The organism is Micromonospora sp. NPDC002717, assembly GCF_040295705.1.
Lineage (GTDB): Bacteria > Actinomycetota > Actinomycetes > Mycobacteriales > Micromonosporaceae > Micromonospora.
In genome coordinates this window covers 698,783-716,327 of the sequence record NZ_JBEOVW010000001.1, presented here as the reverse complement: position 1 = coordinate 716,327, position 17,545 = coordinate 698,783, and the positions used below count along the sequence as shown (strand labels likewise).

At 73.0% G+C, this 17,545-nt stretch carries 14 protein-coding genes and 1 pseudogene; 8 read left to right on the top strand and 7 right to left on the bottom strand.

Going from position 1 to position 17,545, the window contains the following annotated elements; all coding sequences use genetic code 11:
• The first annotated feature begins 61 nt into the window (after positions 1–61).
• The 6 genes from ABT006_RS03500 (at position 62) to ABT006_RS03475 (ending at position 6,407) form a co-directional block, all read left to right on the top strand.
• The gene (locus tag ABT006_RS03500; protein ID WP_350702470.1) at positions 62–1,663 is read left to right on the top strand and encodes a protein kinase family protein; all 1,602 of its coding nucleotides are present in this window, start codon (positions 62–64) and stop codon (positions 1,661–1,663) included.
• A 43-nt stretch (positions 1,664–1,706) separates the two neighbouring features.
• Positions 1,707–2,528, top strand: a complete 822-nt coding sequence (sigM, locus tag ABT006_RS03495) for an RNA polymerase sigma factor SigM (protein WP_350702468.1) — start codon at positions 1,707–1,709, stop codon at positions 2,526–2,528.
• Positions 2,525–3,604, top strand: coding sequence for an RsmA family anti-sigma factor (locus ABT006_RS03490; protein ID WP_350702466.1), 1,080 nt, complete (start codon positions 2,525–2,527; stop codon positions 3,602–3,604). The genes sigM and ABT006_RS03490 overlap by 4 nt, the downstream gene beginning before the upstream one ends.
• Before the next feature lie 181 nt (positions 3,605–3,785).
• Positions 3,786–4,739 (top strand): thioredoxin-disulfide reductase, encoded by a 954-nt coding sequence (trxB, locus tag ABT006_RS03485; protein ID WP_350702464.1) that lies wholly within the window; start codon positions 3,786–3,788, stop codon positions 4,737–4,739.
• A 29-nt stretch (positions 4,740–4,768) separates the two neighbouring features.
• On the top strand, positions 4,769–5,092 hold the full coding sequence (trxA, locus tag ABT006_RS03480; protein WP_250793747.1) for a thioredoxin: 324 nt from the start codon (positions 4,769–4,771) through the stop codon (positions 5,090–5,092).
• Between the two features lie 151 nt (positions 5,093–5,243).
• On the top strand, positions 5,244–6,407 hold the full coding sequence (locus ABT006_RS03475; protein ID WP_350702462.1) for an N-acetylmuramoyl-L-alanine amidase: 1,164 nt from the start codon (positions 5,244–5,246) through the stop codon (positions 6,405–6,407).
• A gap of 86 nt (positions 6,408–6,493) precedes the next feature.
• On the opposite strand, the gene ABT006_RS03470 is transcribed toward ABT006_RS03475, so the two are convergent.
• Complete coding sequence (locus ABT006_RS03470) at positions 6,494–7,159, bottom strand: GNAT family N-acetyltransferase (protein WP_350702460.1); 666 nt, start codon at positions 7,157–7,159, stop codon at positions 6,494–6,496.
• A 293-nt stretch (positions 7,160–7,452) separates the two neighbouring features.
• Between ABT006_RS03470 and ABT006_RS03465 the strand changes: the two genes are divergently transcribed.
• Both ABT006_RS03465 and ABT006_RS03460 read left to right on the top strand, forming a co-directional pair.
• On the top strand, positions 7,453–8,766 hold the full coding sequence (locus ABT006_RS03465) for an aminotransferase-like domain-containing protein (RefSeq protein WP_350702458.1): 1,314 nt from the start codon (positions 7,453–7,455) through the stop codon (positions 8,764–8,766).
• A 7-nt stretch (positions 8,767–8,773) separates the two neighbouring features.
• Complete coding sequence (locus tag ABT006_RS03460; RefSeq protein ID WP_350702456.1) at positions 8,774–9,772, top strand: D-alanine--D-alanine ligase family protein; 999 nt, start codon at positions 8,774–8,776, stop codon at positions 9,770–9,772.
• A 192-nt stretch (positions 9,773–9,964) separates the two neighbouring features.
• On the opposite strand, the pseudogene ABT006_RS03455 reads toward ABT006_RS03460, so the two are convergent.
• The 6 genes and pseudogenes from ABT006_RS03455 to yidC all read right to left on the bottom strand — a co-directional run.
• A pseudogene (locus ABT006_RS03455) lies at positions 9,965–10,573 on the bottom strand (hypothetical protein); the annotation flags it as partial.
• A gap of 1,662 nt (positions 10,574–12,235) precedes the next feature.
• Positions 12,236–13,258, bottom strand: coding sequence for a ParB/RepB/Spo0J family partition protein (locus ABT006_RS03450; protein ID WP_350702454.1), 1,023 nt, complete (start codon positions 13,256–13,258; stop codon positions 12,236–12,238).
• 27 nt (positions 13,259–13,285) lie between these two features.
• Entirely contained in the window at positions 13,286–14,362 is a 1,077-nt protein-coding gene (locus tag ABT006_RS03445; RefSeq protein WP_502890835.1) for a ParA family protein, read from the bottom strand.
• A gap of 525 nt (positions 14,363–14,887) precedes the next feature.
• Positions 14,888–15,661: a 16S rRNA (guanine(527)-N(7))-methyltransferase RsmG gene (gene rsmG / locus ABT006_RS03440; RefSeq protein WP_350702450.1), complete on the bottom strand. Its 774-nt coding sequence runs from the start codon at positions 15,659–15,661 to the stop codon at positions 14,888–14,890.
• A gap of 91 nt (positions 15,662–15,752) precedes the next feature.
• On the bottom strand, positions 15,753–16,343 hold the full coding sequence (locus ABT006_RS03435; RefSeq protein ID WP_350702448.1) for a Jag family protein: 591 nt from the start codon (positions 16,341–16,343) through the stop codon (positions 15,753–15,755).
• A 215-nt stretch (positions 16,344–16,558) separates the two neighbouring features.
• On the bottom strand, positions 16,559–17,542 hold the full coding sequence (gene yidC, locus ABT006_RS03430; RefSeq protein WP_350702446.1) for a membrane protein insertase YidC: 984 nt from the start codon (positions 17,540–17,542) through the stop codon (positions 16,559–16,561).
• Positions 17,543–17,545: the final 3 nt, after the last annotated feature.

The following is a 17,545-nucleotide window of genomic DNA, read 5'->3' as shown; positions in this document are numbered from 1 at the left end:
CGCCGACGCTCCGCGTCGACACCGGTCGGCCGGTTCCTTCGAAGGCAGAGCGGGAAGCCACATGCCCAGCAGCGCGGGTCCATCGATCGACACGATCACCGAGGGAGGACGGGTGACCCAGGTCGGCGAGGGTCAGGAGGCGGAGGAGAGCGCTCCGCACGTCATGACCTTCGGTGCTCCCACGGCCGGTGAGATCCTCGCCGAGCGTTACGAGCTGGTCGAGCACATCAACAACGACAGCGCGGGTCGGCTGGTCTGGCGGGGCGTCGACGTCATCCTCCGCCGTCCCGTCGCGGTCGTGCTGCGCTACCCGGGTGGCGACTCCGCCACCGAGATGCTCCAGGGCGCCGTCGCGGCGAGCCGGGTCATCCACCCCAACCTGGTCGGCGTCTACGACGCGATCGACGAGGCCGAGCGGGCGTACGTGGTGCGCGAGTGGGTCGACGGGCGGTCCCTGCGCGAGCTGGTCTCCGACGGCCCGCTGGACCCGGCCCGGGCCACCACCATCGGCAACGCCGTCGCCAGCGCCCTCGCCGCCGTGCACGCCACCGGCATGGTGCACGGCAACGTCCACCCCGGCACGGTGATGATCAGTGACGACGGCCGGGTGGTGCTGGCCGACGCGCGTACCGACGGCGACGACAGCCAGCAGAGCGACGTCCGCGCGATCGGCGGGGTCCTCTACTTCGCCCTGACCGGGCACTGGCCGCACGCCGAGGCCCCGCTGCGCGGCGCCACCGCCGGCCACGGCCGGGCCGCCATCCCCGACGCCGTCCGCGACGCCGCCGGCGCGATCGCCGCGCCCCGGCAGGTCCGGGCGGGCGTGCCGGCGTACCTCGACGACCTCACCATGGACCTGCTCGACGCCGAGATCGCGCCGCCCTCGTCGGACGTGCTCGCCGCCGAACTGGCCCGCCTTGACGTGCCGGCCGACGAGCAGTTCCTGGACAGCACGGGCCCGCTGCGCTTCGCCGCCGACACCGGCGACGAGCCGTCCCCGCTGGCCGCGGCCGGCGGCCGCAAGGTCGCCATCGGCATCGCCGGCCTGCTGGCGGTCGCCCTGGTCGGCCTACTGGTCGGCATCAGCGCGCTGCGTGGCGGTGACGATCCACGGCCCAGCCCGGTCGCCGCCCCCTCGTCGGCCCCGCCCGCCGGCGAAGCCACTCCGGCCGCCACCACGACCGGACCGCTGAAGATCAGCGCGGCGCGGATCATCGACCCGGACAGCAAGTCCCGGGACGAGCTCGGTGGAGCCGAGAAGGTCTTCGACAACAACGAGGACAAGGGCTGGGAGACCGACACCTACAACCGGTCCAACTTCGGCAACCTGAAGAAGGGCATGGGGGTCTGGATCGACCTCGGCGGCGAGCACACCGTCAAGTCGGTGCAGGTGCTCCTCTCCGCCCGGGGCGCCTCCGCGCAACTGCTCACCGGAGCATCCAACCCGCCCTCGTCGTCGACGGGCGACGGGCAGCTCTACGCCGAATACAAGGGGAAGCCGATCGGGCAGCCGTTCGAGGAGCACGACGGCACCAAGATGACCTTCAACGGCTTCAACGCCGACCAGAAGTACCGCTACCTGCTGCTCTGGATCACCGAGCTGCCCCCGAGCGACGGCGGCTACAAGCTCGGCGTCCAGGAGATCACGGTCCAGGGATCGTGAGCCGGCCGCCGCGCCCAGGGCACCGCACCCGCCGGACGTGGTGATGGGCGTACGCGGGGAGCGGACGAGCGGTGGACCGGTGGGCGGAGCGAGCGGCCCACCGGTCGCGTCGTCGGTGCCGCCGGCCGGGCCGACGGACCTCGACCTCCTGCACGCCCACGTGGCGGGTGACCGGGACGCCTTCACCGAGCTGTTCCACCGGCACCGCGACCGCCTCTGGGCGGTGGCGCTGCGGACGCTCGGCGACCGCGAGGAGGCCGCCGACGCCCTCCAGGACGCGCTGCTCTCCGCCCACCGCGCCGCCGGCCGGTTCCGGGGCGACTCGGCGGTCACCACCTGGCTGCACCGGATCGTCGTGAACGCCTGCCTGGACCGGATCCGGCGCCGGCAGGCACATCCCACCGTCCCGCTGCCGGACGGCATCCGGGACGGCGACTCCGACTCCGCCACGGGCGGCGTCGAGCTGGCGGCTCCCGTCCACGACCACGACACGGCGCTGGTGGTCCGCCAGGCGCTCGCCGGGCTGCCGGCCGAGCAACGATCGGCGCTGATCCTGGTTGACGTGCAGGGCTACCCGGTGGCCGAGGTGGCCAGGATCCTCGGCGTCGCCGAGGGCACGGTCAAGAGCAGGTGCGCCCGGGGCCGGGCCCGCCTCGCGACCCAACTCGGGCACCTGCGCCCCCGGCCCGCCCCACAGCAGTCCGGGCCGCCGGGCCCCACCCCGCAGCGGCAGGAGTCGCCGCAGCCCGCCCCGGCGGCGGGCCCCAACGTGCCGGCCGTCACCGGAGGGAACCCGCGACCGCCCGACGGCGTCCGATCGGGGTCGGGACGGTCCCGGCAGGATGCCCACCAGGAGGACGTGTGACGGCCGGGGGGTTCGGAGAGGTCGACCACGACCTGCTCGCCGACTACGTCGGCGGGGCGCTGGACGGCACCCCGGACGAGGCGCGCGTCGCCCGGCTGGTCGACGAGGACGCGGCCTGGGCGGAGGCGTACGCGCTGCTGGCCCCGGCCCTGGCAAGCGTCCGGGCCGACCTGGCCGCCGCCTGGGCCGGCCCCGCCCCCGAGATGCCCACGGACGTCACCGACCGGCTCGTCGCGGCCCTGGCCAACGCCCCCGCGCCCGACTCCGGCCCGCTCGATCCGACGCCGGCCCGCTCCGACCTGGTGCATCCCGAGCCGCGCGACTCCGAGCCGGCCCGCTCCGAGGATGTTCGCTCCCGCGCGGGGGGCGGCGACGCGCTGCCGGCCGACGAGCCGGGGACGGGCAGGTCGGGCGGGGTCGTGCCGGCACAGCCGCTCGGCGGGTCCGCGCGGCGCCCTGCCGGCGTGCCCCGATCGGAGCCCGGCCGGGGCGCGACCACGGGGCCGGGCCGACGGCGCCGTCGCTGGTCCCGGCTGGCCGGCCCGGTCGCGCTCGCCGCGGCGTCGATCGCGGCGGTCGGGCTGGGCGTCAGCCAGTTCACCGGGGAGCAGGGGGACGGAGCCGCGGACACGGCGTTGTCCCGGCCGTCCAAACCGGAGGTCGCCGCCCCCGCCGGCACGCCGTTCCTGGCGAGCGAGCCCACACTGCGCAGTGGGAGGAACTACACGCCCGAGTCCCTGGCTGACGTCTCGCCGACGATGCGGGCGCAGCCGTTCAGCGCCGGCCCCCGGCCCGGCGTCGAGGCGGAGGGTGGGCGGCTGCCCGGCGACGCGGTCGGCCTCGACCGGCTCACCGACCCTGCCGCGCTGAGCGACTGCATCCACGAGATCGGCGCCGAGCACGGCGGCGGGCCGCTGGTGGTCGACGTGGTCGACTACGCCCGGTTCCAGGGCCAGCCGGCGCTGGTCGTCCGGTTCACCGACAACAGCGGCGCCCACTGGGCCTGGGTGAGCGGACCGGAATGCGGGGTGCCCGGATCCGGCTCGGACAGCCGCTACCGCACGCGGGTAGGGTGAATTCGCGGCCACCGGACGTTTGACCGTCCACGTGACCTGACCCACCGGATGACCGGCTCGGGAATCCCCGGTTCGTACGATGACGTTCTGCACATCAGACTGCCGGCACCGCGAGGGGCGTCGGCATCGGATCGGCATCGGTGCGCGCGCCGATGACGAACAACACTATCGGGAGACGGCAGTGGACGAGGTCCGCAACCTGATCATCATCGGCTCCGGGCCGGCCGGTTACACGGCGGCGGTCTACGCGGCGCGCGCCAACCTCAAGCCGCTCATCATCGAGGGCGTGCAGTCTGGCGGCGCGCTGATGACGACGACCGAGGTGGAGAACTTCCCCGGTTTCGCCGACGGCATCCTCGGCCCCGAGCTGATGGACAACATGCGCAAGCAGGCCGAGCGGTTCGGCGCGGAGTTCCTCACCGACGACGTGACGCGGGTGGAGCTGAAGGACACGGGCAGCATCGGCTCCGACGCGGTCAGCACCGTCTGGGTGGGTCAGACCGCCTACCGGGCCAGGGCCGTCATCCTCAGCACCGGCTCGGCGTGGCGTCCGCTGGGCGTCCCCGGCGAGCAGGAGTACCTGGGCCACGGTGTCTCGTCCTGCGCCACCTGCGACGGATTCTTCTTCCGCAACCAGCACATCGTGGTCGTCGGCGGCGGTGACTCGGCGATGGAGGAGGCCAGCTTCCTCACCCGGTTCGCCGAGTCGGTCACCATCATCCACCGCCGGGACTCCTTCCGGGCCAGCAAGATCATGGCCGAGCGGGCGCTGGGCAACGACAAGATCAAGGTCGAGTGGAACACCGTGGTCGAGGAGATCCTCGGCGACGACGGCAAGGTCTCGGGCGTACGGGTGCGCAACACGCACACCGGCGAGTCCAAGGTCCTCGACGTCACCGGCGTCTTCGTGGCCATCGGTCACGACCCGCGCAGCGAGCTCTTCCGGGGTCAGGTGGAGTTGGACGACGAGGGCTACGTGAAGGTCCAGTCGCCGAGCACCCGGACCAGCGTGCCCGGTGTCTTCGCCGCCGGCGACCTGGTGGACCACACCTACCGGCAGGCCATCACCGCCGCCGGTACGGGCTGCGCCGCCGCGCTGGACGCCGAGCGCTTCATCGCCACGCTGCAGGGCTGAACAACCGAAAACTCCGGAGGAGGGTCATAGTGGGAGCAACGAAGTCGGTCACCGACGCGAGTTTTGCCGCCGACGTGCTGAAGTCCGACAAGCCGGTTCTGGTGGACTTCTGGGCCGAGTGGTGCGGGCCGTGCCGCAAGGTGTCGCCGCTGCTGGAGGAGATCGCCGGCGAGATGGGCGACCAGGTCACCATCGTCAAGCTCAACATCGACGAGAACCCGGAGACCGCCCGCGCGTACCGGGTGATGTCCGTCCCGACCCTCACCGTGTTCAAGAACGGCGAGCCGGTGCAGTCGATCGCCGGCGCCAAGCCGAAGGGTGAGCTGGTCAAGCTCATCGAATCGGCGCTCTGAGCTGCACGTACGCACGTCGACCCCGTACCCGGCCCGCCCGGGGGACGGGGTCGACGTCTTTTCCCGGCGCGCCCACCTGAGCTCCCCGGAACGCATAACCTCAACCCCGGGGCCGCCCGGCCAGCCAGCGTCCGTGCAGAGGGGGTCGTGCGTGCGTCCGATCCGACCCGGTGACCGTGGACCCGCGGTCACCGAGATCCGTACGGTGCTGACCGGCCTCGACCTGCTCGCACCGATGGCACCGGACGCCGACGAGTTCGACGCCCACACCGAACGGGCCGTGCGGGCCTTCCAGCAGTCCCGGGGCCTCAGCGTGGACGGCCGGGTCGGCGCGGAGACCTGGCGGGCCCTGGACGCCGCCCGCTGGCGGCTCGGCGCCCGCACCCTCTACCACGCGGTCCCCGAGCCGCTCACCGGCGAGGACGTCCGGTCGCTCCAGGAACGACTGCTGGAGATGGGGTACGACGTGGGACGCGCGGACGCGATCTACGGCGTACGGACCTCGCGGGCGGTCGCCCAGTTCCAGCGCGAGGTCGGGCTGACGCCCGACGGCTCGTGCGGGCCGCACACCATGAACGCGCTGCGCCGGCTCGGGCGCAAGGTCGTCGGCGGGCGGCCGCAGTGGCTGCGCGAGTCCGACGCCATCCGGCAGTCCGGCCCGACGTTGGTGGGGCGGACCGTGGTCGTCGACCCCGGTCACGGAGGCACCGACCTGGGCGTGGTGGTGCCGGACGGGCGGCTGCGGTGGACCGAGGCGGACCTGGTGCACGACCTGGCCAGCCGGCTGGAGGGCCGGCTCGCCGCCTCCGGCGTCCGGGTGCAGCTCACCCGCGGGCCGGCCCCGGAGGACTGCCTGCCGGACGTCGACCGGGCCGAGCTGGCCAACTCGCTCGGCGCCGACGTGTTCATCTCGCTGCACCTCGACGGGCACGCCAACCCGGCGGCCGAGGGCGTCGCGACCTACCACTACGGCACCGACAACGGGGTCACCTCGGCGACCGGGGAACGGCTCGCCGGGCTCGTGCAGCGGGAGATCGTCGCCCGTACCGGGCTGCGCGACTGCCGTACGCACGCGAAGGCGTGGGACCTGCTCCGGCTGACCCGGATGCCGGCCGTACGCGTCGAGGTCGGCTACCTCACCTCGCCCGGCGACCGGGCCCGGCTGGTCGACCCCCGGTTCCGGGACCTGGTGGCCGAGGCCGTCGTGGCCGCGGTGCAGCGGATGTACTTCCCCGTGGAGCGGGACGTGCCGACCGGCTCGATCGACGTGAGCGAGCTGCGGGCGGTCGTGGCCGCCGGCACGGTGGTGGACTGAACGGCGGTCGGCGCGGTCGTGGGCCGGGCGGGCGTGGGCCGGGCAGCGGCCCGTGCTGCCGTGGACCGGGTGGGCGGTCGGCGCGGTCAGCCGGAGGTGGAGCGGGTGGCCGGGGCCGGGCGGACCGGGCGGAGCAGCGTCTCGGGGCTCATCGAGCCGAGCAGCTTCTCCAGCGCGTACTCGACGTCGGACTTCCAGCTCAGGGCCGTGCGCAGCTCCAGCCGGAGGCGGGGGAAGCGCGGGTGCGGACGGACCGTCTTGAAGCCCACGGAGAGGAAGAAGTCGGCCGGGGCGACGCAGGTGCCGGCGGGGTCGGCGGCGTCACCGAACTTCGCGTCGCCGAACGCCTCGATCGCCTTGATGCCGCGCTTGGTGAGATCCCGGGCGACCCCCTGGACCAGCATCCGGCCCAGCCCGCCACCAGCGAAGGCCGGCACCACGTTGGCCGTCATCAGCAGCGCCGCGTCGGCCGAGACCGGGGAGGTGGGGAACGCCATCGAGCGGGGCACGTAGGCCGGCGGGGCGTACAGGACGTAGCCGGCCGGCATGCCGTCGACGTAGACGAGCTTGCCGCAGGACCCCCACTCCAGCAGCGTCTGCGAGACCCAGGCCTCCTTCTCCAGCCCCGGGTCGCCCGCGGCGCAGGCCCGGTCCGCCGAAACCGGGTCGAGCTCCCAGTAGACGCACTGCCGGCACGGACGGGGCACGTCCTCCAGGGTGTCGAGGGTCAAGCTGACCAGACGTCGCGACATTGGCGCATCCCCACCTTAGGCTCGGAGGTGAGACCGGCACGGAACGACAACGCCGCCTTCCTGCCCCCGACGAGCGATCGTACGCCGGTTCGGGACGCCACGGGAGGGGACGCGCGAATGCCCGCCTCCGAGAGGGCCACCGGTGGTCCGCGATGTGGACGCTGGTCACGTCGTGGCGGCGTTCCTGGTAGGGGCGACTACGATCGACACCCGGCGTCCCGCGTCGCCCATGGTCGCCGGTGTCCCGGGTACGCCGGGGCGGGATCCACCCGAGCAGCCATCGAGGTGATGTCATGACCGGCACGACGCTCGACGACTACACCGACCGGTACGCCCGCCGTGTGCGGGGCATGACCGCCTCGGAGATCCGCGCGCTCTTCGCGGTGGCCAGCCGGCCGGAGGTGGTCTCGCTCGCCGGCGGCGCTCCCTACATCGCGGCGCTGCCGCTCGACGCCGTCGGTGAGATGCTCGGCCGGCTCGGCACCGAGCACGGCGTCACCACCCTCCAGTACGGCATCGGCCAGGGCACCCTGGAGCTGCGCGAGCGGATCTGCGAGGTGATGGCGCTCTCCGGCATCGACGCCGCCTGCGGCGCCTCCCCGGAGGACGTGGTCGTCACCGTCGGCGGGCAGCAGGCGCTCGACCTGGTGGCCCGGCTCTTCCTCGACCCGGGTGACGTGGTGCTCGCCGAGGGCCCGACCTACGTCGGCGCGCTCGGGGTGTTCCAGGCCGCCCAGGCGCAGGTGGTGCACGTGCCAATGGACGACGACGGGCTGATCCCGGAGGCGCTGGAGGCGGCCATCGCCGAGCAGGCGCGCGCCGGACGGCGGGTCAAGTTCCTCTACACCATCCCCACCTACCAGAACCCCACCGGCGTGACGCTCACCGAGGAGCGGCGGGAACGGGTGCTCGACATCTGCGAGCGCGCCGGCCTCCTGGTGGTCGAGGACGATCCGTACGGTCAGTTGGGCTTCGAGGGGGACGCGCCCGCGCCGCTGCGCGCGCGGCGCCGCGACGGGGTCTTCTACCTCAGCACCTTCTCCAAGACCTTCGCCCCGGGCCTGCGGGTGGGCTGGATCCTGGCGCCGCACGCCGTCCGCGACAAGCTGGTCATCGCCAGCGAGGCGCAGATCCTCTGCCCCAGCGGCTACGCGCAGGCCGCCGTCTCCACCTACCTCGGCACCATGCCCTGGCGGGAGCAGCTCAAGGTCTACCGCGAGGTCTACCGGGAACGGCGCGACGCGATGCTCGCCGCGCTGGAGGACCTGATGCCGGCGGGCACCACCTGGACGACGCCGGGCGGCGGCCTCTTCGTCTGGGCGACCCTCCCCGACGGCCTCGACTCGAAGGCGATGATGCCGCGGGCCATCGCCGCGCGCGTGGCGTACGTGCCGGGCACCGGCTTCTACGCCGACGGCACGGGTAGCGGCAACATGCGGCTCAACTTCTCCTTCCCGCCCCCGGAGCGGATCCGCGAGGGCGTACGCCGGCTGGCCGGCGTCATGGAGCAGGACATCGCCATGCGGCGGGTGTTCGGCGCGGTCGGCCGCCCCGGATCACGGCGGGGGCAGGCCGGCTCGGACACGCCGGGTCCCGACTTGGCATGATTCCGGCATGGCTCCCACCGCTGCCGACCGTTCCGTCGTGACCGACTCCGCCGTCACCGCCGACCTGCGGGTGCTGGTGCTCGCCGGCGGGCTCTCCTACGAACGTGACGTCTCGCTCCGGTCCGGCCGCCGGGTGCTCGACGCGCTGCGCGCCGTCGGGATGGACGCCGAACTGCGGGACGCCGACGTGACCCTGCTGCCGGCCCTGACCGTCGACCCGCCGGACGCCGTCGTCATCGCCCTGCACGGCGCGACCGGCGAGGACGGCTCGCTGCGCGGCGTGCTCGACCTCTGCGGTGTCCCGTACGTGGGGTGCGACGCCCGCGCGTCCCGGCTCGCCTGGGACAAGCCGTCGGCCAAGGCGGTGCTCCGCGAGGCGGACATCCCCACCCCGGACTGGGTGGCCCTCCCGCACGACCGCTTCTCCGAGCTGGGCGCGGTGGCGGTGCTGGACCGCATCGTCGATCGGCTGGGGCTGCCGCTCATGGTGAAGCCCGCCCAGGGCGGTTCGGGGCTGGGCGCCGCCGTGGTCCGGGACGCCGCGTCCCTCCCGGCCGCGATGGTCGGCTGCTTCGCGTACGACCAGACGGCGCTGGTCGAGCGGTACGTGCCCGGCATGGACGTGGCGGTCTCCGTGGTCGACCTGGGCGACGGGCCGCAGGCCCTGCCGGCGGTGGAGATCGTGCCCCGCAACGGGGTGTACGACTACGCCGCCCGCTACACCGCCGGCCGGACGACGTGGCACACGCCGGCTCGACTGGCCCCGGAGGTGGCCGGCGCGGTCGCCGACGTCGCGCTGGCCGCCCACACCGCGCTCGGCCTGCGCGACCTCAGCCGCGTCGACCTGATCGTGGACTCGGCGGGGCAGCCGCACGTGCTGGAGGTCAACGTCTCGCCCGGGATGACCGAGACCTCCCTGCTGCCGCTCGCCGTGCAGGCCGCCGGTCTGGACTTCGGCAAGATGATCGGGACGCTGGTGGCACGCGCCGCGACGCGCCGGGCCTAACCGTCCGTCCCTTCCGCCGGCACGGGCGGCCACCCCGCGACGTCGGGTGGCCGCCCGTGCCGCGTCAGTCGTCGAACTGCCTGCCCTCCGGAGCGGCGGCGTCGGCCTCTCGGCTGTCGGCTGCCGGGACGTGCGCCTCCTCGGCGGACTCGATCACGGATACCGCCTCGTCCGTGGTGGCGTCGTCCCCAGCGAGGGCTGCCCGGTGAAGCTGGACGGGGCCTGCCACTGGATGCGCGACGGCTCGGCCAGGGGCCGCCCCCCGAACTCCGCGAGCCAGGCCGCAACCAGGGCGAGATTCTCTCGCCATTGCGCCTCGGAGATGGGCGGCAGGATCGAGTCCCACAGGGAGAGGAAGGTCCCGCGGAGCTGAAGTCGACCGTAGGGCCGGGCGAGGAACCATATGTGCAGGTGCGCCGAGCCGTCGCCCCAGCGGTTGACGTGCACCCTCGCGACCCCGTCCAGAGACCGGATCGCTCGTTCCAGGCGTACGGTCATCACCCCCAGTTCGGCGGCGAGCAGGTTCGGCAGGTCGCCGAGGTCCAGATGCGAGCGGGATTCCAGGATCAGCACCATCGGCAGCCCCGTGGGACGGTCCATGGCGCGTACCCGCCAGCGCTCGCCCACCCAGATGTAGGCGTCGTCGGGGGCGGCGCAGGCCGTGCATTCCCGGTGCCCCTCACCCTTGCGGGGCGGTTCGACCGGGACCGGATCGTCGAGTTGCTTGACGCGAAGGTCGCCCTCGAAGGGGAAGGACGGCCACTGGGCGAAGTCCGGGACTCCGGGAGGGGTGTCGTGCACGACGCTGACACTAACCGCTTCCGTCACCGGTGTCCCTACCCCGAAGAGCCGGCGGCGGCTCTGTGTCGGCCGCCGCGAGGCGGCCGACCAGAGGGCTTGTCCACAGATATCCACAGGGTGCTGAGACCCGGAACACACCCCGTCATCCACAGGCCAGCAACGGGTTTCACGCGGGGTTTCACGTGAAACGAGGCGCGGCTGTGGATAACTGGTGTGGATAACTTCCGGGCCCGACCCGCAGCGTCCCGGCGTCGCGGGAGGGCAGCCGTTTCACGTGAAACCACCGGCCGCCCGGGGGCCGCTCTCCGCGCCGTCAACACCGGCCGCGCGGAGTCGTCGCGCGGGCCTTCGCACACTCGGTCGTGGAGGCTCTCCGGGCCGTCAACACCGGCGGCCCTCCGGTCGACGCCGTTCCGGTCGACGCCGTTTCCTGTTGGCGCCGTTCCCGTCGACATCCCGCCCGGCGCTGCCCCGCTCGGTTCATCGGCTCGTCGACGGGGTCAGAGCGCCGAGCGGGAGCGGGAAGCCGGGCGGCCAGTGTCGGAGCCACAGGCCGGACAAGGGTCACAGCCAGAAGCCAGAAGCCGGGAGCTGGGAGCGGGGAGCTGGGAGCGGGTCACAAGCCAGAAGCCGGGAGCCGCGGTCGGGTCGCCCCGGGCCGGGATCCGGTCAGAAAGCTGGACTCCACCAATTCGCTGCCGAAGCCGGTCGGGAGGGCAGGTGTCGGGCTCCCAGAGGCCGCGTCAGGCGCCGGAGGCGGAGGCCGTCGTACAGGCCGATGCCGGGTATCGAAGGCCGGGGGCCGCACAGGCCGATGCCAGGCACCACGGCAGGGGCCGAAGGCCGAAGGGTAGGGCTGTGCAGGGCCGGGCTACACAGGGCCGTACAGGGTCGGAGGCCGGCAGCCGGGCGCGGGGCGGGAATCAAGGGGCGCGGTGGCGGGCGGGACACCCGCCGGAGGCGCGGGGCGGAACCGACGGCCGGGAGCCGGGGCCGGGGCCAAGTTGCCGAGACCCGGACCGGCAAGGGGGCGTCGGTGTCATAGGGCAGCTTCCGAAGGACGGCGGCAGACGGGCGTGGCTCAGCCTCGCCGGCCAACCTCCTCGGAAAGGGAGGCGCGGGCACGGCGGCCTGTTCGCTGCACCGTTTCACGTGAAACCGCGCAGCCCGAGATTCGGCACATCGGTGCCAGCGCAACTCCCGGCTCCAGGTTCAAGGTTCGTGGAGCCGGTGCGCGCAGGTTCACGAGCCACAACCACCAACACCGCCCGTGTCGGTGACCGAAGGAACCCGCCCGCCCAGCGACCCGCGTCCACGACCGCGAAACGCCTGGCGTTCTGCCGGTTCCACGTGAAACCGGGGAGCCACCGCTGCCGCGCACCCACACCCCGGTTCCCGGCAGCGGACTACTTCGGGGGCGGGACGGAAACGCCTCCTGCTGCCCCACAGCGCCAGAAGTGCGAGCGAGCAGGAGTCGGGGTAGGGCAAGGCCGCCTCAGGCCCGTGGCGCTCGAATGAGGGCCCCGGCACGGTCGGCGGCGGTGGTTACGCCGAGCTGCCCGAGGCGCCGGCGCGGTAGGCGTACCGCCGAGGGTGGCCGCCACCGTCGTACATGGAACGGCCGCGTGGCCCGGTGGGGTCACGCGGCCGGCGGTCGAAGGATCAGCCCTCCGACTCCTCCTCCTCGCCGACGCCGATGAGGCCGACGATCCGCTCCAGGTCGTCGACCGTCGCGAACTCGATGGTGATCTTGCCCTTGCTCCGGCCGATGTCCACCTTGACTCGGGTGTCGAACCGGTCCGAGAGTCGGTCGGCCAGATCCGTCAGCGCGGGCGCGTGTGGCTTGGGCCGGCGCTTGGCCGTCTCCTTCTTACCGGCGCTGCCATCGCTGACCGCCAGCATCACGATCTCCTCAGTCGCCCGGACCGAGAGCCCTTCTGCGACGATCCGTGCCGCCAGCTGCTCCTGCGCCTCCGACTCGTCGAGGCTCAGCAGCGCCCGGGCGTGGCCGGCGGAGAGCACGCCGGCGGCGACCCGCTTCTGCACTGGCGCCGGGAGGTTGAGCAGCCGGATGGTGTTCGAGATCTGCGGGCGGCTCCGGCCGATCCGGCGGGCGAGTTCCTCGTGGGTGGCGCCGAACTCGTCCAGCAACTGCTGGTACGCGGCGGCCTCCTCCAGCGGGTTCAGGTTGGCGCGGTGGATGTTCTCCAGCAGCGCGTCCCGGAGCATGGCGTCGTCCCGGGTGTCCCGGACGATGGCGGGGATGCTCTCCCGCCCGACCGCCTGCGCGGCCCGCCAGCGCCGCTCGCCCATGACGAGTTCGTACTTCTCGTCGTCGAGCTGCCGTACGACGATCGGCTGGAGGAAGCCGACCTCCTGGATCGAGGTCTTCAGCTCCTCCAGAGCCTCCTCGTCGAAGATGTGTCGGGGCTGCTTCGGGTTCGGCACGATCGCGTCGACCGGGATCTCGGCGAACCGGGCGCCCGGGACCGGGCTGAGCGTGGGCTCGGGCTGCGCCGCGACAGGCGGGCTGACCGGCGTTGGCACCGGCTCGGCGGGCGTGCCGACGACGGCGGTCGTGGGTGCCGCCGGCTCAGCCGGGGCGGCGTCGGCGGTCGGCGCCGGTCCGGTCGGGATGAGGGCCCCCAGGCCCCGACCGAGACCGCCCCGAGGACGGTTCTTCATGCCACGCCTCCCAGCGACTGTTCCGCACTACGCATTCCGGCTCACCGGCTCCTTGACGCCACGCTCGGCGATCTCCTGGGCGGCCTCGAAGTAGCTCGTTGCCCCCCGCGATCCCGGATCGTAGGTCATCACGGACTGGCCGTAGCTCGGTGCCTCGGAGACGCGGACGTTGCGCGGGATGACCGCCTGGAGCACCTTGTCGCCGAAGTGGTTCCGGACGTCCTGCTCTACCGCGTCGGCCAGCCGCGTACGCCGGTCGTACATGGTGAGCAGGATCGTGGAGACCTCGAGCTTCGGATTGAGGTGCTGCCGAACCAGGTTGATGTTGTTGATCAGCTGGTTCAGCCCCTCCAGCGCGTAGTACTCGCACTGGATCGGGATGAGCACCTCCTGCGCGGCGACGAGCGCGTTGACCGTGAGCAGGCCGAGCGACGGCGGGCAGTCGATGAAGACGTAGTCGAAGTGGCCCGGGTAGGCGGCGATGGCCCGGGCCAACCGGGACTCGCGGGCGACCACCGACACCAGCTCGATCTCCGCGCCGGCCAGGTCGATCGTGGCCGGTACGCACCAGAGGTTGGGGATGCCCTCGACCCCCTGGGCGACCTCCTCAAGCGGCACGCTGTTGATGAGGCAGTCGTAGACGTCCGGCACCCCGGTGTGGTGCGGGACGTTGAGCCCGGTGGAGGCGTTGCCCTGCGGGTCCAGGTCGACCACCAGCACCCGGTTGCCGTGCAGGGCGAGCGCCACCGCCAGGTTCACCGTGGTCGTGGTCTTCCCCACGCCGCCCTTCTGGTTCGCGACGCACATGACCCGGGTCCGTTCCGGGCGAGGCATCGTCACCTCGCCACTCGGATTCAGGATCTGCACGGCGCGCATCGCCTCCATAGCCAACGGTGGGTCATCCTCTTCGCGCGTCGGGGTTTCACGTGAAACGTACGCGGCCTCGGTCGCGGCGGGCCCGTAGGCGGCGGCCGGGGACGCGGGCGTGTCCGTGACGGGTACGGGTTCCGGGGCGGCGTCCGGCACCGCGTCCGGGGTCGGCTGCTGTGGCACGGCCGCCTCGAACCGCGCCGAGGCCGAGGGGTTGCGGCGGATGGGGATCACCCGACCGCCGGCGGAGTTGCCCGGGCGCGGCAGCCCGTCGGAGGCCGGGCGGGCGGCCGGCAACTCCGGCCTGGCCGGATCGACGGTGTCCCGTTGGACAATCGGATCGCAGTCCGGCGGTCGGGTCGACGAACCGTGGGACGGCCCGTCGGGCGACCAGCTCGGATAGTCGGTTTCACGTGAAACCGGATCGCCCGCTGATCCGGTCACGCGTGGATCGTCGTACCTGCCGTCGTCATGCACCTGTCATCCCTGCCCGCTTCGGATGGTCGGTCCGCACCCCGTCAACCGGCCGCACGTGGTGCTCGCACCGCGGAGCGCACGGCCGGCGGGAGCGGTCGGGCCCGGTGAACGTCCGTATGCCGCCCGCTCCACACTATCGACGCGCGGCCAGCCTACGGCTCACGGGCGCAGCCGGTCCACGTCGGGTTCTCATCCCTTCCGTCCACCCGTACCGGTTCAACGAAGCAACCGCCGCCCGGGACGCCGGCGGGCACCCGCTCGGGCGTCGCCTCCCACGTGGAGTCAGCGTCGACGGGACCGACCGCCGCGCGACCTCTTCGGCGCCTTGGGCCGGACCGGTCCCACCACCCGCTCCCGCACGATCTCCACCACGGTCGTCGGCGGGTCGATGATTCCTTCGCCGCAGCGGTGCATCTCGGGCTCCCCGCCGCCGAGCCGCGCCACCGTCTCCGCGTGCTCGGCGATCTCGTCGGCCGCCGACGCGCCCTTGAGGGCGATGAGCCGACCGCCGGGAACGGCCAGCGGCAGGCACCACGTCGACAACCGGTCCAGCGGGGCGACGGCGCGCGCGGTGACCACGTCCCCGCTCAGCGGGCCCACCCCGGTCGACCCGGTCGCCGCCTCGTCGGCCCGGCCCCGGAACACCCGGACCGTCTTCGCCAATCCGAGTTGCTGCACCGCCTCGATGAGGAAGGAGGTGCGCCGGGCGAGGGGCTCGATCAGGGTCACCGTCAGGTCCGGCCGCGCGATCGCGAGCACCAGACCGGGCAGTCCCGCCCCGGAGCCGACGTCGAGCACCGTCGAGCCCTCCGGGATCCGCTCGGCCACCGCCGCGCAGTTGAGCAGGTGCCGGTCCCAGATCCGGGGGGCCTCGCGCGGCCCGATCAGGCCGCGGACCACGCCGTCGGTGACCAGCAGCTCGGCGTACGCGGCGGCCAGGTCGATCCGGTCGCCGAAGAGGGTGCGTGCCGCGCCGGCCAGCTCGGGCGGCAGCACCGCGTCGGCCGGCGACGGGGCACGGCCGTCGGCCGCCGACCCGGCGGCGTCGGAGGGCATGGGTGGGTCGGGCCGGACAGGCGACGGCCCGGGCGGCGTGCCACCCGGGCCGGCCGCGGCACCGGCCGCGGTGTCGTCGTGGACCACCCGGTCAGTCCGCCGGCCGGACGATGATGCGCCGGTTCGGCTCGACACCCTCGGACTCGCTCTCCACGCCGCTCATCGCGTTGACCACGTCGTGCACGCACTTGCGCTCGAACGCGGACATCGCCTCCAGGCGCACGGGCTCGCCGTACTCCTTGACCTTCTCGACGGCGTTCTTGGCGACGGCGGCGAGCTCCTTACGGCGGTTCGCCCGGTAGCCGCCGACGTCGAGCAGCAGCCGGCTCGGCGTGCCGGTCTGCCGGAAGACGGCGAGCCGGGCGAGCTCCTGGAGCGCCTCCAGGGTGGCACCGCGCTGGCCGACCAGGTTCTGCAGCCGGCCGCCGACCACCTCGACGACCGGACGGCCACCGGAGACCAGCTCGTCGATGTCGCCGTCGTAGTCGAGGATGTCGAGCAGGCCCTCGACGTAGTCGGCCGCGATCTCGCTCTGCCGGAACAGTTCGCTCTCGCCGGCGGGCTTCTTCTCCTTGGTGGCCGACTCCTCGTCGGTCTCCTCGGTCTCGCCGTTCACCGCGGTCGGCTCGGTCCCCTCGGAGTCCAGGGACTGCTCAGCGCGGGGGGTGCTGGTGTCGGTCACGGTCTCATCTCCGTACTCGCTCGGCCGGACCGTCGGGTCCGCTGGTTTCCCGGGGCCGGCGGGAGGTCGCCGGTGCCCACGGGCACGTCTGTCGTACGGGCAGTCTCGCCCGTGACCGCGCCACGCGCGGCGGGTTCCGCCCGGCGCCGGCCGTACGGCGGCTGCACGGTGCGGAACGGGCCGCCGCCGGTCTCCCGACGGCGGCCCGGAGGTCCTCAGCCCTGCCGCTTGGCGGGGCGGCCCTTCTTGGGGTTGGCCGGCTTGGCGCCCGGCTTGGGGCCGGCGACCTTCGGCGCGGCCGGCTTGGCCGGGGCCTGGGGGGCCGGCTTGGCGCGGCCCAGCAGGCCGGTCTTGGCCGGCTGCACCGGGTTGCGGGCCGAGGTGCCCGGCTTGCCGGTGGCGGCGGTCGGCGGCGGCGGGAACTTGCGCAGCACCCACTGCTGCTGCGCCAGGGTGGAGAGGTTGTTGGTGACCCAGTAGATGATCACACCGATGGGGAAGATGGCGCCGGAGACAAGCAGCGACAGCGGGATGCCGTAGAGCATCAACTTCTGAATCATCCGCTGCTGCGGATCCTCGGCCCAGCCGGTCTTGAGGATCATCTGGCGGCTGGTGAGGTAGGTCGTGCCCATCATCAACAAGACCAGGATGCCGGCGATGACCTTGACGGTGGTGCCGTTGCCGCCGAGGCGGGCCAGCTCGTCGGCGGTCGAGCCGAACTTGCCAGCGATCGGCGCGGTGAAGAGCTTCGCGGCCGAGGCGCTCTCGAACTGGCCGACCGTCCAGCCGTAGAGGGTCTTGCCCTGGTTGGCCGGGTCGAGCCGGCGGAGCACGTGGAACAGGCCGAGGAAGACCGGGATCTGGAGGACCATCGGAAGGCAGCCCATGAGCGGGTTGGCCTTTTCCTTCCGGTAGAGCTCCATCATCTCCTTCTGGAGCGTCTCCCGGTCACCCTTGTGCTTCTCCTGCAGCGCCTTCACCTGCGGCTGGAGCGCCTGCATCGCCCGCTGCGACTTGATCTGCTTGACGAAGACGGGGAAGAGGATCACCCGGACGGTGACCACCAGGAAGACGATGGCGAGGATCCAGGCCCAGTTGGTGCCGAGCACCGCCGTGTCCGGCACCCCGATGGCCTCCCAGGCCCCATGCCAGGCCAGCAGGATCCACGAAATCGCGTAGTAGATCCAGTCGAGACTCAATTC